This window comes from Enhygromyxa salina (genome assembly GCF_002994635.1).
Classification (GTDB): Bacteria; Myxococcota_A; Polyangia; order Nannocystales; family Nannocystaceae; genus Plesiocystis; species Plesiocystis salina_B.
The window spans coordinates 70,668-85,424 of sequence record NZ_PVNL01000147.1; the positions used below are offsets into that span (position 1 = coordinate 70,668).

The following is a 14,757-nucleotide window of genomic DNA, read 5'->3' on the forward strand; positions in this document are numbered from 1 at the left end:
TACTCTCTGGATCGGGCCTAGAAATCGCCGACCAGCTGGAACACGAAGCGATCGTTGTAGAGCTGGTTGGCGCGGCCACCGTCCTCGCGGATCAAGGTGTAGTCTGCCTTGATCGTGAAGCGCGGGACGACCAGCCAGCGCAGGCCGAAGCTGTGGCCGAGCTGGGTCTCGTCATAAACGTACGCGTCCGCGTGATTGGACACCAGTGGCACGCCCGCGACCCGCCCTGGAACGGCCGAGTCTGGGTCGGCCCAGTCGATGCGATACTGCAGCATCAAGCCTGGCAGGTTGCTCCGCTTGCGGCGATACAGCGGCTGGGCGATCTGAGCGTAACCGCCCATTACCCAGCGATCTGCGAGGGTTTGTGGCTGCCCCTCGCGCGGCTCGGGGGCCGCGTCGGATCCAACGATGAACTCGCCGCGCAGCATCGGTAGGGGGTAGGCACTCGAGACCATGCGGTCCAAGTCGAGCGCCAGGTGAGCGCCAGCGCGCCAGCTCGCGGCCTGGGGCACGTCGATCGTGGTCCGGCCCGCGGCGCGCTCGTCGAAGTCGAGCAGGCGCGGGTGCCTGCCCCACGCGAGCGAGCCGCCGAGCTGGAGATCGGCCAGCGGGAACACGCTCAGCCGCGCGATCAGTGACTTGTTCTGATTGTTGTCGGGTCCGACGCCCAGGAACCCGAGATCGGCTCGGGGATCGGCGCCACCACCACCGGCCCCGACTCCGTCGGGCAGCTCCTCAGGGCGCCGGACTCGCTCACACGGGGCGACCAGCCCGGTGGGGTTGTAGAGCGAGTCGGTCCAGCGGGTCTGGGTGCACGGATCACCGTTGACCAGGCCGATGTCGATCTCGAGCGGGCGGATCGGTCGGTGTTCGCGAAAGCTCGGGCGAAATTTCAGGACGGCTCCGATGTCGCTCCACGTGCCAGGGTACACCCGGCCGTTGGTCATCGAGCGGGCCCGCGTCGTGAACCAGTTGACGGGGGCGGCGTGCTCCTCGTCCTCGATCCCGAACGGCACGATGAACACGCCCGCGGTGACCTTGAACCCCTCACGAAACCACCGAGGCGCTCGCTCTGCCCAGAAGAACGGGTTGATCTCGAGCGCCGCGGACTCGACGAGCAGCTGCCGGTTGGCCGGCGCGAGGATGTCTTCGGTGCCCGAGGTGACACGCGGGATCGCCAGGTACTCGAGCGAGATCCGAGCGTAGATCGCGTCGGCCCAGATCGCCGCGCCCACGTAGAGCGTCGCCGTGCCTGCGCCAAAGAACGGCAGCGGCGCGACCCGCTCGAAGTTGCCCGCGTCGGTCAGCTGGCGAAGGTTGGTGCGCTCGGTCGTGATGAACGACGCGCCGACGAACCCGCGCAGCTGAACGATGCCGCCGCCGCCGGGCCCGGTCTCGCCGAGCTTGCCTGGATCGAAGAAGCTGCCGCCCTCGCTGCCCGCCGGCTCGCGCGCAGGGTCGAACACGATCACCGGACGCTTGCCCGCGGGCCCGGGATCGCTGGCTGACGCGTCCGCTTCCACGCCCGGCGCCGAGTCGGGATCGCGCGACGGCAATTGCTCGATCTCCGGCATCGGGGGCGCGCTGGACTGACCTGATTCGACCTCGCTCGCGAAGAAGCCGGGATCTTCACTCGCCGCGTCCTCGACATCGGGCAGCGTGGTCGGCTCGGCGGGGGCCGGGCTGGACGAGGGGTCGGGCGCGGGCTCGGGTGGCGCCTGGATCAGCAGCGCGGTCAGCAACAGCGTGTAGATCGGCATTCGCGGGCCGCGACTCTACCCCACGGGCGCGCGGCTGTGGTATCCGCGAGAGGTGAGTCGAGCCTACGTCAGCGCGGTCGCTCGTCGTGCGTGGCTGCGCGGCAGCATCGCCAGCATCGCCATCGCCAGCGCCTCGTCGCTCGGGTGTCGCTCGAAGCCCGCCGAGCAGGCCCCCGATGGCACCATGCTCACGCCGTATCTGGGGATCGGTGAGATCCTCGCGGAGGATCAGCTCGACGGCGTCGCGCAGCTCGGGGCCCAGCTCGTCATCGCCAGCGAAGGCCACGGCGACGAGCCCGGGGTCGCCGAGATGCTCGCCGCCGCCGGGCGCATTGGCGGCGCCAACATCTCGACCGCGCGCCTGGCCTTTCGCAAGCTGAGCGAGGGCATGATCGCCTGGCTCGCCGCCCACCCCGATCAGCGCGCGGGCCTGCTGCTGGTCCACTGCCCGATGGCGTTCACCAACGAGGGCGCGTACTGGGTCCAGCGCAGCGGGCAGCTGTTCAACCCCTACGAAGGTGCAATGATGCTGCGCTGCGGCGCCAAGCTGGCCTGGAGCGATCACCGTCGGGGCGCCCCCCCGGCCGGCGACGTCACGCTGGAGGGCATGGACGAGTGACCGCGATGGTTCGATTGCGTGCGCTCGGCTTCGGGCTCGTCGTCATGCTTCCAGCTGTCGCCCACGCGGGCAACGGCGCGCACCCACGCACGCCGGTCGACTGGTCCAACGCGCCGTGCATGACGATCGTCGATCGCAGCCAGGACCCCATCCACGCGCTCAGCTACGCCATCCCGCTCGAGGACGTCGACGTCACCCCCGACGAGGTCGTCGACAGCCGCACGCATCAGTTCTTTGGGTTTTGTCGAGATCGCCACCTCGAGGACATCCTCCCGGGCTGGATCACCGAGGCCGAGGTCATCGCCGCCGGGGCCAAGGGGCTGGGCGATCCAGGCGTCGTCGATCTCGAACTCGAGGTGCTGGAGAACGCGCCGGACTGGGCGGACTGCTGGGTGCGGATCACCGACGACGACGAGCGCCGACCGATCACCTTCGCCGCCGCCGCGCAGCCGGTGTTGTGGGACACGAGCATGCTGGCGCCGGGGACCTGGTCGGTCGAAGGCTACACTTATGAGCCGTGGTTCAACCTGTGGAGCCCGCACCCGGGGGTGTTCAAGATCGTCGACGATCCCGATCCGGCCGCGAGCCCGCCCGCGGCGGCCTTGACCTTTTTTGAGCAGACCGTGTCGATCAACGAGCAAGCCAGCATCACTGGTTGCGTTGACGCGATGGCCGGCTCGACCATGAGTTTCTCGTGGTCCAATGGTAATATTAATGGTGAGCCTAATTGGGAGGTGTTCAGCGCGGACATTCCGGCCGAGCGCGGCAGCTTTGATCTGCCGTTCGCGCCGCCGCTCGCGGCTGCTTCAAATTCTGTGATGATTCGGCTGGAGATCGTCGATCCGATCGGGCGGGAGTGGACGGCGTATAGTCGTCACTATATTGCGGTGGTCGACGATGTTGGCGAGACCGGGTGTGACGATGGTGGCGGCTTTGTCGGCAACCCCTGCGACGACGGCGGGTCTGACACTGGGACTGGGACCGAGGGTGGGTCGGAGAGTGGGGATCCGGGCGCGGACTCGGCGAGCTCGACGGGGCCCGGGGCGAGCGACGCGGGCGACGGCGGGGGGGGCTGCAGCTGCTCGAGTCGCGGGGCACCTGGGTTTGGGCTCGCGTTCTGGAGCGTGCTTGGGCTGGTGTTGGTCGGTCGCGCTCGGCGTCATTGTTCACCTTCGAGGTCGTCGAGCAGGGCGACGAAGCGCGAGGGGACTCCGTCGGGCGAGACGATGAGCCCGCCGATGTAGGTGTCGACCTCGCTCACGGCCAAGGTGGGAACCGTCAGATGATTGGCGTCGATCGCCAGCGCCACGGTTCCCAGTGGCTCGCCGTCGAACCCAAAGTCAGCGATGATCGGCATGTGCTCCTTTGCCCCGGTTCGAACGGTGACGATCGCCCGCAGCCGGTCGCCCGCGGCCGCCACAGCGGTCAGTGCACTCGTGACATTCTCACCACATACCCAGTGATCCCGCTCCCACAGCACTTCACCGCTGCTCGAGACTGACGCCAACCACGGTCGCACGTCGGGCTCCGACCTCCATCCTGCCAGAATGACCGTGTCCGCGTGACCAAACAAACCCTTGAGGATAGGGAATGTCTCGAACGGCAAGACCACATCGATTTGAGCTCCCCCCAGTCCCCGGAGCCAGACCCGATCTCCGGTCGGAGAGTCCGTGCCCCCGGCGGCAACCCAGCCACCCAGTACACCTCCTACAATGATCTCACCTGTCTCGTCTTGCTCCGGCAGACCGATGATCTCACCCCAGACCGGGTTCGGCGGCTTTGTCGTCTCGTAGCCGGCAGTGAATGCGTCCTCAAACATCGGATCGCCCTGCTGCGCCACGAAGGTGCCCACCATACCGACGACCCCATCGGCGATGTCGAGCCCGCGAATGGTGTCGAGCTCGATGACCCAGTCATCGACGACGCCATCGGGGGTAAATCGCCGGACGTCCTTGTTCAAGGCTGCGTAGAGATACTCGCCGTCCCACGCGAGGTGTGACCGGGTGAACTTCTCGACCTGCTTGGTCCAACGCACGGTGCCATCGAGCGCGCGGGCTTCGAGGAAGCCCGGCCACGAGAGGCTGCCTGCATCCTCGAGTCCGGCGAGGTAGAGCGCGCTGGGGGTTAGCTCGAGTTTCCACACGATGGACGCTGCGCCCTCGACCGTGCTGCCGGTTGTTTCGAGCCACTGCACCCCGACCTCAGCGAACTGAGACAGATCGCAAAACGCGGGCTGGTCGGCGTCGCCGTCGCCGTCTCCGTCGCCGTCGCCGTCGCCGTCGCCGTCGCCGTCGCCGTCGCCGTCGCCGTCGGCGTCGCCGTCGCCGTCGCCGTCGCCGTCGCCGTCAGCATCGTCACCGCCAGCACTGCCGTCGTTCGACGAACCATTCGGACGGCAGGCCATCACCTGCCCCGCCAACCCCAGCAACAGCCACCAACGCACGTTCATTGTCCACCTTCAATCGCTAGTTCGAGTTCGAGATAGCGGCTGCATCCTTCGTCACTATCAAAATAGTCCGAGCGCGCCGCTGACAAAATCATCATTGCATCCTCTCGCCGCGCCCGGCGTGCGCCGTCGGCGGCCGTCGCGTCGATCTCGGCGAGCATGGCGACGGCTTTCGCGTCGGTCTGCGCGGCCCGCTCGTGGGGCGCGAGGTCGTCCCACGAGCCGCTGTCTTTGCCCTCGTAACCCCCTGACGCGGGATCCACCGGGCGCGCCGGGACCCGCCCGAGGTTGACGGTGACACCTGAGGCTCGAGTGCGCGTGAAGCTATCCGCGCCCTGTGCATCACCCACGCGCTCTCCTGCCGAAGGTCCGACCTTCAGCGCCACGCACACACCGAGCACCGCGAGGATCATGACGCCGAGCGATCGGCGTTGACTGGTTGGGCGCTTCATTCGTTGAGCTCCCGGCAGGTCCAGACGTTATTTAGCGGACTGAGCCCAGTGCCGCCACCATAGATGTAATTGAATCCCTTGTTGCCAGCACCGCACGGGTCTCCTGGGGACATGATCGTGAGGTCGTCAAATCCGTCATCGTTGCGGTCCTCGACCCACAGCCGAGTCGCAAACCTCTCGCTGGCGTCGATCGTGCCCTGGAGGTTGCTGCGGACAACCGTCCAATCACCACTGTCGAGCCCTGCTTGACCACCGTAGATCGCGTAGGCGTTGCCAGCATCCGTGACCGCCTCCCAGTCTTCGAACGGCGCACCAATCACGAGGTCGTCGCACGCGTCATTGTCGAAGTCCCCGATGACCAGCGTGTCTCCAAACCGGGCCCCGGCCTCACAGGTCCCGCTGGCACCAGAGTCACCCTGCAACCAAACGTCATTCACCGCCGACACGCCGCCGCTGGACCCGTACAAAACATGTACTGCGCCCGCCTCGACGCGGCTCCCAATCGCTTCATCTGGCGCGCCGATCACCAGATCCGCGTACCCATCACAGTTGAAGTCACCCACCGCGAGCCGTGCACCAAAGCGGTCGTTGATCTCGGAGTCGCCCTTGATGTCGGTGCTGTCGCTGGTCCAGAGTTGATCGGCGACGGCGGTGAGCCCATTCGGCGAGCCATAGATCACGTGCACGGCCCCCGAGTCGGTGGTGGTGGCGGTATCGTGGCCGGGGACACCGACTGCGACGTCGTCATAGCCGTCACCGTCGAAGTCCCCGACGACGACCGCCGCGCCGAACTGATCATGAGATTTGAGGCTTCCAATGATCCCGACGGTGTCCTCTGTCCACTCCTCGACCGCAGCTTGTCCGGTGTACTTGACCTGGATCCGGCCACCTTCCAAAAAATGACTCGGCTCTCCCCACACGAGATCCTTCAGCCCATCTCCGTTGAGGTCCCCCACGCCGTACCGTCGATAGGCGGTCGGATCGTCGGGGTCGTAGTCCGCGCCGTCGATCTCGCCGTCGTCATCCGAGTCACGGTCGTGCTTGTCGATCTGGCCGTCGCCGTCCGTGTCCTCGAACGGCCCGTCGAGTCGATCGGGCAAGTCATCGCCGTCGGAGTCCGAGTCGCAGATATCGGGCCATCCGTCGCCATCGCCATCAGCGACCTCGCTCTCGTCCGCGTTCAGGATCCCATCGTCGTCACAGTCGTGGTCACGCGGCTGCGTTGGCATCAGCCCGTCCTCGAACATGAAGTGCGTCCACACGATCCGGTCAAACCCCGCCGGGACGAACTCGAGCGTGTGGTCATTGGGATCATTGCCGTCACCAAGCGCATACGTGGCCGTACGCGCCACATCGCAGGTCACCGTGACCCTGTACCCGCCGTCCATGTTGTAGTCATCGAAGCTCCCGTACCCCAGGCCGTCTTCACCGTTGACCATGGGGACGGCGATGACGCTCCCGTCAGGCCGCCGCACCGACGCGGTGAAGGTCACCCCATCGCCGATCAAGCCATCCCAGGCGGCCTCGGCGATGATCTCGATGGCGTCACTCTGCGACGTGATCTTGTCGAGCGACGTCGACGCGAAACAGCGCGGGCCATCATGCTCGATATGAGCGAGGGCGAGCTGAGCTTCGGGCACGACCTTGGGGGTCTCCGAGACGGGCGCCGCCAGCTCGAGCGTCCAGGTGCCGGGCGCTGGCGCGGGTACGCGAAGCAAGAAATAGTAGCCGTCAGGGTCATCGGTCACGAAGCTCGCGTCAGACGGCTGAATTAGCTCGTTGTTGGGCCCCGTGAGGCTAAAGTCCAAGTCCCACGTGGGCTGACTGTCCCTGTCTGGCGTGAGCAGCAAGACCATGCGTTTCGCCGACGGCTCGACGTTGATGTCATAGCTCACCGTCCCGGGGAGCTTGGGGTCGCCGTCCGACAGCACGCTCCGCGCGTCGAGGGACAGCTGCTCGCCCCGCATCTTGGCGCGCATCCAGAAGAACGTAGCGGGGATCTCGTCGGGCGGGATCTGAGCGAACAGTTCGCCGCCCGACTGACTGGCGAGGTCTTGCAGCGTAGAACCGTTGAAGTCGCCGATCGGGGAGATGTAGACTGGGATATCGAGAGCCTTCGACGTGTCGGAGACGTCCTTCAGCGAGATGGTGCTCGAGTTGTCCTCACCATCGGTCAACATGAACACGGCGCTGTTCGCCCCTGCCGGAAGTGTCTGAAACGCCGCATCGACCGCGTCATGAATGGCCGTCATTCCCAGCGGATCGATGCCCTTCACGGCCTCGATGATCTCCCACGGGCGGACGACCCCTGGTGTCCCGACCGGCTGCCCGGTCTCGACCGTACTGAGCGGTACCAGGATATCGTGCTGCTCAGCGAACTCCATGACGACGACGTCAATCCCCTCGTCCACGGCGGCGTCTGCGAAGCCGGCAACGCCAGCCCGCGCCCAGTCGATTCGGCGCTGCGTCTTGCCTCCGACCTTCCACTTGTTGCCCATGGAGCCTGAACGATCGAGCAAGATCGCGATCGTGTCGTCAGCCGAGATCTTGTCTGTGTTGACCTCGATCGGATACGAGCTGCACTCCGCGCGGTTGTCAACGGTCGGGGTCGCCGACTGGGACTTGTTGTCGTGATCGACGGGACTCAGCCACGAGAGGTCGACAGGGGCGAACCATGGGTACTTGTTGGGCCACCGGTGCGCGAGGTTGTACTCCATCAACTCCCAGTCCGACCCGCCAACCTCGCTGGGTGTGCCCTGAAGGATCTCGTACTCGAGGTCACCGTCGACGAAGCCTTCCTGAGCGATCAACGCCTGGACATACCTGTACTGATCGCTGGTTTCCCAGCGCTGCGTGGAACGATTCCAGCGCTCATCCACGTCTTTGGCGGGGCAGACGCCGAGCTGCTGATAGACCGCCGTGGTCAGCGGGGCACCTGGTCCGAGCGCGCCAAAGTACGCCCCGCGGCCGCGGCCGTCGAACTGCCAATCGAAGGTGTTCGGCCTGACGTCGACGACCGAGTTGGCCGTTCGTCGCTCACATAGATCCGTCGTCGACACGTCAATCCGCACGTCCTCTTGCTGCCCTATCGCATAGCCTGGGATGATCAGGTCGACGACGAACACATCCTCACCGTTGACGGCTTCGACCCAGTAGTTGGCGCTGGTCTGACCGGGTGTATAGTTCCCCATGCTATTGCCGCAACCCGGGGTGGCGCCGAAGGTCAGCGTCAGCGCTGGCGTCGTGGGTGCATAGTTGACCCCCCAGGTCAGCTCGGCCCCCTCCATGAACGCGCGCAGGTCCCAGTCGCTGGCCAGCGGGCGGCGGTAAGCCTCGATCGTGACCTCATGCGATGTGCCTTCCAAGTCAATGTACTCGATCGTGCGGTTCGCCTCGACCCAAACGTCGGGATCGACGTCCTGACCCAGCCACACGTCGAGCAGCAGCGAGGTGCCGCTGCGCGGGCCTTGGTAGCCGAGGCCATCTCCGCGGGTTCGATCGAACACCAGGGGGGTGTTCAGCTCCGAGGCTTCTGCGGAAAACTCGTAGCACCGGTACGGAAACGTACATGAATTCTTCTGCTTCCCAGCGAGTTGGCAGTTGATCGGACCGCCGAACTGAAGTTTGGGCATGAGCGGATCTGTGTCGTCCACACACTTGGCGTCGTACCGCTGCATGATCGAATGATTAAACTCGTCCCAGTCCGCCTCATCGATCGCCACGCCGATCCCACACCCCGCCCCAAACCGGCGTTGCTCATCGTACTGATCCCTCAGTCCTGTCACCAGATGACCAAACTCATGAGCGATCACCCGGAACTGGATGCTATCGGTCGCGTAAAGGTGCTTGCTCGGGTGCCCAAACGGCCCAGAGCCGGTCACCGTGAACCGAGTGAACAGCGACGCAGGCTGCCACAGAATGTCCGCGCGAGCCGCCGAGAAGCCGTTGCGCTCGAGCGTGAACTCATTCATCTGAATCGCACCATCAGTCGCGTCGCAGAACATGCGAGACGCGTGCCTCAGTTTGTCTGCAATCAGGTCGAGGTTCGCCTGAGTTGGAGGATAGGCAATATGAACGGTCATGCTGCCGGTCGTCGGCCCGTTGTCACCGGGAACCAGCCTCCCCTCCCCTGCGCGCGCCTCCGAGGACGGGCCGAGACTGAGAATGGACAGGATCACGAGGGTGCCGCTCAGGGGTTTATGCCCGTTCATGATCCGAAGGTAGACGGTGGGCGCAGCGCGGCAAGACGTCGATGAGCCGGCACCGCGCCTGGCGTTTCGCAGCCCTCAAACCAGGGGGGACTGCATTACATTGGGCAATGCTTGTTGACACCGAGACGCACATCGGGTTTTCGTTCAGCCCGATTGGCGCCAGCAGTTGGGGTAATCAACAATCGCTCACGCTACCGCATTCAGGCGATACCACGTCGATTCATCAGATATCGAATGACGGGCGGCGACTCGCCCCCTCTACCCGCGGAAGGCGAAGCGACAACAAAACCCGGAACTACATGCGGGTTGTGGCACTTCGATCCCGCGGAAGTTTCAGGGTCGTTTCCATACCGTGGAGGCGCCCACCGGGCGAGGTCTCGACTCGCGGGCGTCGATGTGGCTGCGCATCAAATGTTCACGGCACGCTGGCGCTGCTCTCGACGGGAGCCAGGTTGAGTCAGATCCCGCTGAGTAGAGTCAGGACCATCAGCAGGAGACTCACGAGAAACGCGACGGGCAGCAGCCTCTTCATGCATCCAGCTCATACGAGTTTCGGGCCACTCCCAGTCGACGCAAATGAACAATAAAATCAATCACTTACATGAATAGAGCCACGCCCTCGGCGTGCAGATATGGCAACCCGCGACGTTGCGATGCACGACCGTCACTGTCGCTCCCGTCGTAGACTTCGCGCACGTGATCGCCCTCGCCCTCGTCCACAGCGTGGCCCTGCTCGCGCTGAGCCCGGCGCCAGAGTCAGCGCCAGCGCCAGCGCCCGAGCCAGCACCTGGCGGGTTTGGCAGCGTGGAGTCGATCACCACCGACTCCAACGTCCACGGCCTGCCGCCCCCCGAGCTCGAGGACGACGACGACGACGGCCCGCGTCACGAGTTCTCGGCACGAGCCGAAGCTGGCTATGCCCAGACCAACCTCGGCAACGCAGACGGCCTCGACCATCACGGCCTGTTCCTGCGTCTGCACGTGGCGGTCTATCCGTGGGTGTCCAAGTCCCGCCGGGTCGCGGGCGGGATCGGGCTGCTCTACAGCTACGCGGGCACCAACCGTCGCTCGCTCCCCGACAGCGTCGAGCTCGACGCCAGCAAGGCGCAGCAGCAGCAGATCATGGTCAGCGATGTCCTGCTGGTGCGAGCGCACCCCGAGTGGTTCTCGATCGAGCCCGCAGCAATGATCGGGCTGGGCTTTTACAGCAACGCCAAGGTGTTCGCCGCGGATCGTGCAGCGGTGATCCGCAAGGACGAGTACGCGTTCGTGGCTGGCGGCTCGCTCGCGCTGTGCACTGCGTGGGACATCGCCTGCGTGACCGGGGGCGCCAGCGTGCTAGTCGCCGTCGAGACCGTGGGCACGCAGGCGCCAACACTCGACGCGCGGGTCATCCATCCGTGGGGGTGGCACGTCGGCGTGGGCGTCGACATCTTGCGGATCATGGCGCGGGCCAACCGAACGGCCGCGTGATCCGACCGCACGTGTCAGGCGTCGAGTTCGATGTCGTACCAGGCAGCGTGGCGGGCTCGCTCGCCCTCGACGCTGAACTGCTCGAACTCGTCCCAGCGCTCGCCATCGAGGATCCGCGAGAGCGCCGCTGCGGCGGCCTCGCTGGTGTGCTCGCGCAAGTATGCCTTGGTCGCAGCCAGGCCCTGGCCGCACAGCATCTGGACGTCGATCGCACCGTTCGCGTCCATGCTCGCCGATTTTGCCGACCAGATCAGCGGCGCGTCCGCCAAGGTCCCGGCAAAGAACAGCTGCACGCAACAGATTCGCATCAGCTCCGTGTCGCCCTGGCCCTGACTGGCGCGCTCCTTTGCTGTCTCGACCGCGAGCAGCTCGCGGATCTCGGCGAGGTGTTCGGCCCGGGGGTGCAGCCCAAACCGGGCGAGGCTCTCGTCCTCCGTCACGACCACAATCTACCAGCTCATGACCCCTATTCGGCCGGCTCCGTGCTTGCCATGGCGCACTGACGCGGGCACGATCCCCGGACTCTTCGAGGACGAGATGCGCTTGTTCACTCGCTGAACCCCCCACGCGCCCGGAGTTCCCGGGCTCAACCCCTCACTGGGTGCGCAGGCCTGAGTCTTCCGGGCGGCGCGCCGCCGCAGAAGACTCCATGCCAGACAAACTACTCGAGACCCTCGACCACGCGATCACCGAAGTGATCGGTCCCCAGGCTTCGGTCGTCGATGCGACCGCCGCTTTCCCTACTGCCACGATCGACGCGCTCCGCCAGCAGGGGCTGCTCGGCCTGATCAGCGCCACCGAAGTGGGCGGCATGGGCCACACCTGGGGCGACGCGGCCCGGGTGGTCGAACGCCTCGCCCGCTCGTGTGGCAGCTCGGCCATGGTCGTGTGCATGCACTACTGCGGCGCCGCGGTGATCGAGCGGTTTGGCGACATGGACACGCGCCGAGCGGTCGCCGCTGGCGAGCACCTGTCGACGCTGGCGTTCTCCGAAGCGGGCTCTCGCAGCCACTTTTGGGCGCCGCTCTCGACCGCCACGGCCGACGGCGACGACGTCGTGCTCGACGCCAACAAGAGCTGGATCACCTCGGCCAGCCACGCCACGGCCTATGTGTGGTCGAGCCAGAGCGTCGCTGCCGACGGCACCATCACGCTCTGGCTGGTGCCCCGCGACGTCACGGGCCTCGCGATCAAGGGTCCGTTCGAGGGGCTCGGGCTGCGCGGCAACGACAGCGCGCCGGTTCGGGCGAGCGGTGTCCGGGTCCCGGCCTCGGCTCGCCTGGGTGACGACGGACAGGGTTTCGACGTGATGATGGGCACCGTGCTGCCGATCTTCCAGCTGTGCAACGCAGCGGGCTCGCTGGGCCTGATGGAGGCGATCACCGCCGCCGCGATCGCCCACTGCGCTGGCAACCGGTTCGAACACCTCGACAGCGCGCTCGCGGATCTGCCCACGATCCGCGCCTATCTGGCCCGCATGCGGATCGAGACCGACAAGACCCGCACCCTGTGGGAGGACACGATCGCCGCGATCGAGGGCGGCCGCGAAGACACGATGCTCCGGGTCTTGGAGGTCAAGGCCGCCGCAGCCGAGGCCGCCATGAGCGTGGCCGCGCTCGGCATGCGCGTGTGTGGTGGCGCGGCCTACCGCAAGGAAGTGGGCGTCGAGCGGCGGTTCCGCGACGCGCAGGCGGCCTCGGTGATGGCGCCCACCACCGACGTGCTCTACGACTTCATTGGCAAGGCGATCTGCGGACAGGAGCTGTTCTCATGACAACTCAAATCGTGCTGGGCGCGGTCGCCTACGACCCCAAAGTCGTGACGATCTGGGAGGGGTTCAAGGCGTGGTTCGCGGACCAGGGCCTGGACTTCGACTATGTGCTGTTCTCCAACTACGAGCGCCAGGTTCAGGCCCACTTTGACGGGGTCTGCAATGTGGCGTGGAACAGCCCGCTCGCGTGGCTCGAGGCGGAGCGGCTCGGGGCGCGCCTGGGTCGTCGAGCTCGCGCGGTTGTGATGCGTGACAGCGACTGCGATCTGACCTCGGTCGTGGTCGCGCGGGCCGGGGCCGGGATCGCCAAGCTCGAGGATCTGCGCGGCAAGACGATCGCGGTTGGGGCGTCGGACTCGCCCCAGGCCACGCTGATCCCGCTTGGGTGGCTGGCCAGCCACGGCCTCGAGCCCGGCCGGGACTTCGAGGTCGTGAAGCACGAGATCGCGGTCGGCATGCACGGCGATCACGTCGGCGGTGAGCGACACGCGGCGCGTGACTTGATCGAAGCTCGGGTCGACGCGGCCGCGATGATCGACGCCAACCACCTGGCGTTCAGCGCCGACGGAACCCTGCCAGCGGGGAGCACGGTGATCGTCGGCCAGACCCCGACCTACGATCACTGCAACTTCACCGTGCTCGATGGGATCGACGCCGCGCTGCTCGAGCGCTTCGTCAGCCTGCTGCTGGGTCAGTCGTTCGAGGATCCACGGGTCCGCCCCTTGCTCGAGCTCGAGGGGCTCAAGCGGTGGCTGCCCGGCCGGACCAGCGGCTACGCGCTGCTCGACGACGCGATCACCCGGTTCGGCACGATCGACAGCTGGCTCGACACGGTGAGTCGGCGCCCTTGAAGACGCTCGACCTCGGCGGGCTCGGCCTCGATCGCGGGGGGCACCTGTTGGTGCGCCGGGCTCTGGCCGAGGTCGATGTTGGCGGGCGCGTGCAGGTTGAGGGCGCCGATCCGGCGCTCGGCGTCCACCTGCGCGCGTGGGCGCGAGGTCGCGGGCACGGCTTCGAGCCTGGGCCGCCCCCGATCGTAATTCGCACCAGCCTCGAGGATCAGCGCTGGTCGGGCGCGGTGGCGGCTGGCGACGCCGCGCGGCCGAGTGAGCGCGCGTCGGCGAGCTGGGGGTTGGCCGCCCGCGGCGCTCGGGTCGAGGCGGGGCTCGCTCCGCTCGAGTTTCCGCTCGCCACCCGCGACCAGATCTGGACCGACGACGCGGCCCGGCTCTACGCCCGGGCCGCCGCCGCCCAGTGGGATCCCGAGACCGCGATCGACTGGGGGGCTCCGTTCGAGCTGCCCGACGCCGTGGAGACCGCCGTGGTTCAGGTGATGACCTACCTGATCGAGAACGAGGTGGCCGCGCTGATCGTCCCCGCTCGGTTCTTGGCCCGGATCCACCCCCACTTCCGCGAGATCCTGCAGATCCTCGCGGTCCAGGCCGCAGACGAGGCCCGCCACATCGAGGTGTTCACTCGCCGCGCGCTGCTCAAGCGGCCGGCGCCCGGGCTGTCGACGGTGGGCGGCCAGACCTCGCTGCGGACCTTGCTCGAAGAGCCCGACTTTGCGCTCGCGTCGTTCTTGCTCAGCGTGCTGGGCGAGGGCAGCTTCCTGAGCCTGCTGTGGTTTCTGGCCGAGCATGGCCCCGATCCGATCACCCGGCAGATCACCACCTTGGCCGCGCAAGACGAGGCCCGGCACGTCGCCTTTGGGCTGTCGCATCTGCAGCACCACGCCGAGCGCGAGCCAGGGCTGCGCGCGCGGATGGCCAACGCCGTCGAGCAGCGGTTTGCCGCGCTGCAGCACACCGCGGGGCTGAACGAGGAGGTGTTCGACGCGCTGGTTTTGCTGGCCGCGGGCAGCTGGGAGCCGGGAGCGATCGCCCGGGGCTTCGACGCCGTGGTCGCGCTGCGTCAAGACATGGATCGCGGACGCCGGACGCGGCTGGCCCGACTCGGGTTTGACGCCGAAGAGGCCGAGCGGCTCAGCAGCCTGCACACGCGCAACTTCATGTAGGCGGGCTG

The 14,757-nt window shown here is 66.6% G+C and carries 11 protein-coding genes; 6 read left to right on the forward strand and 5 right to left on the reverse strand.

The window, feature by feature from the left end; translation table 11 throughout:
- Positions 1 to 17: 17 nt before the first annotated feature.
- Complete coding sequence (locus ENSA7_RS40130; RefSeq protein WP_106094731.1) at positions 18 to 1,760, reverse strand: hypothetical protein; 1,743 nt, start codon at positions 1,758 to 1,760, stop codon at positions 18 to 20.
- A gap of 52 nt (positions 1,761 to 1,812) precedes the next feature.
- Between ENSA7_RS40130 and ENSA7_RS40135 the strand changes: the two genes are divergently transcribed.
- Both ENSA7_RS40135 and ENSA7_RS40140 read left to right on the forward strand, forming a co-directional pair.
- Positions 1,813 to 2,379, forward strand: coding sequence for a rhodanese-like domain-containing protein (locus tag ENSA7_RS40135; protein ID WP_106094732.1), 567 nt, complete (start codon positions 1,813 to 1,815; stop codon positions 2,377 to 2,379).
- A gap of 5 nt (positions 2,380 to 2,384) precedes the next feature.
- Positions 2,385 to 3,623 (forward strand): hypothetical protein, encoded by a 1,239-nt coding sequence (locus ENSA7_RS40140; RefSeq protein ID WP_146158703.1) that lies wholly within the window; start codon positions 2,385 to 2,387, stop codon positions 3,621 to 3,623.
- On the opposite strand, the gene ENSA7_RS40145 is transcribed toward ENSA7_RS40140, so the two are convergent.
- The 3 genes from ENSA7_RS40145 to ENSA7_RS40155 are packed head-to-tail and all read right to left on the reverse strand — an operon-like array spanning position 3,539 to position 9,248.
- Positions 3,539 to 4,828 carry a hypothetical protein gene (locus ENSA7_RS40145; protein WP_106094734.1) on the reverse strand — a complete coding sequence of 430 codons (1,290 nt, stop codon included), beginning with the start codon at positions 4,826 to 4,828 and terminating at the stop codon, positions 3,539 to 3,541. The genes ENSA7_RS40140 and ENSA7_RS40145 overlap by 85 nt on opposite strands.
- Positions 4,825 to 5,238, reverse strand: a complete 414-nt coding sequence (locus ENSA7_RS40150; RefSeq protein ID WP_106094735.1) for a hypothetical protein — start codon at positions 5,236 to 5,238, stop codon at positions 4,825 to 4,827. Before ENSA7_RS40150 ends, ENSA7_RS40145 begins: the two co-directional genes overlap by 4 nt.
- 35 nt (positions 5,239 to 5,273) lie before the next feature.
- A complete protein-coding gene (locus tag ENSA7_RS40155) occupies positions 5,274 to 9,248 on the reverse strand; it encodes a VWA domain-containing protein (RefSeq protein ID WP_181234597.1) in 3,975 nt (1,324 codons plus the stop codon).
- Positions 9,249 to 10,184: 936 nt separating this feature from the next.
- On the opposite strand from ENSA7_RS40155, the gene ENSA7_RS40160 reads away from it, so the two are divergent.
- Entirely contained in the window at positions 10,185 to 10,961 is a 777-nt protein-coding gene (locus ENSA7_RS40160; RefSeq protein ID WP_106094737.1) for a hypothetical protein, read from the forward strand.
- A 14-nt stretch (positions 10,962 to 10,975) separates the two neighbouring features.
- Here ENSA7_RS40160 and ENSA7_RS40165 read toward each other — a convergent pair whose 3' ends face one another.
- Positions 10,976 to 11,401 carry a hypothetical protein gene (locus ENSA7_RS40165; RefSeq protein ID WP_106094890.1) on the reverse strand — a complete coding sequence of 142 codons (426 nt, stop codon included), beginning with the start codon at positions 11,399 to 11,401 and terminating at the stop codon, positions 10,976 to 10,978.
- A 209-nt stretch (positions 11,402 to 11,610) separates the two neighbouring features.
- Between ENSA7_RS40165 and ENSA7_RS40170 the strand changes: the two genes are divergently transcribed.
- The 3 genes from ENSA7_RS40170 to ENSA7_RS40180 are packed head-to-tail and all read left to right on the forward strand — an operon-like array spanning position 11,611 to position 14,749.
- Positions 11,611 to 12,735: an acyl-CoA dehydrogenase family protein gene (locus tag ENSA7_RS40170; protein WP_106094738.1), complete on the forward strand. Its 1,125-nt coding sequence runs from the start codon at positions 11,611 to 11,613 to the stop codon at positions 12,733 to 12,735.
- Complete coding sequence (locus ENSA7_RS40175; RefSeq protein ID WP_106094739.1) at positions 12,732 to 13,583, forward strand: phosphate/phosphite/phosphonate ABC transporter substrate-binding protein; 852 nt, start codon at positions 12,732 to 12,734, stop codon at positions 13,581 to 13,583. Before ENSA7_RS40170 ends, ENSA7_RS40175 begins: the two co-directional genes overlap by 4 nt.
- The gene (locus ENSA7_RS40180) at positions 13,580 to 14,749 is read left to right on the forward strand and encodes a ferritin-like domain-containing protein (protein WP_106094740.1); all 1,170 of its coding nucleotides are present in this window, start codon (positions 13,580 to 13,582) and stop codon (positions 14,747 to 14,749) included. The genes ENSA7_RS40175 and ENSA7_RS40180 overlap by 4 nt, the downstream gene beginning before the upstream one ends.
- The last annotated feature ends 8 nt before the right edge of the window (positions 14,750 to 14,757 follow it).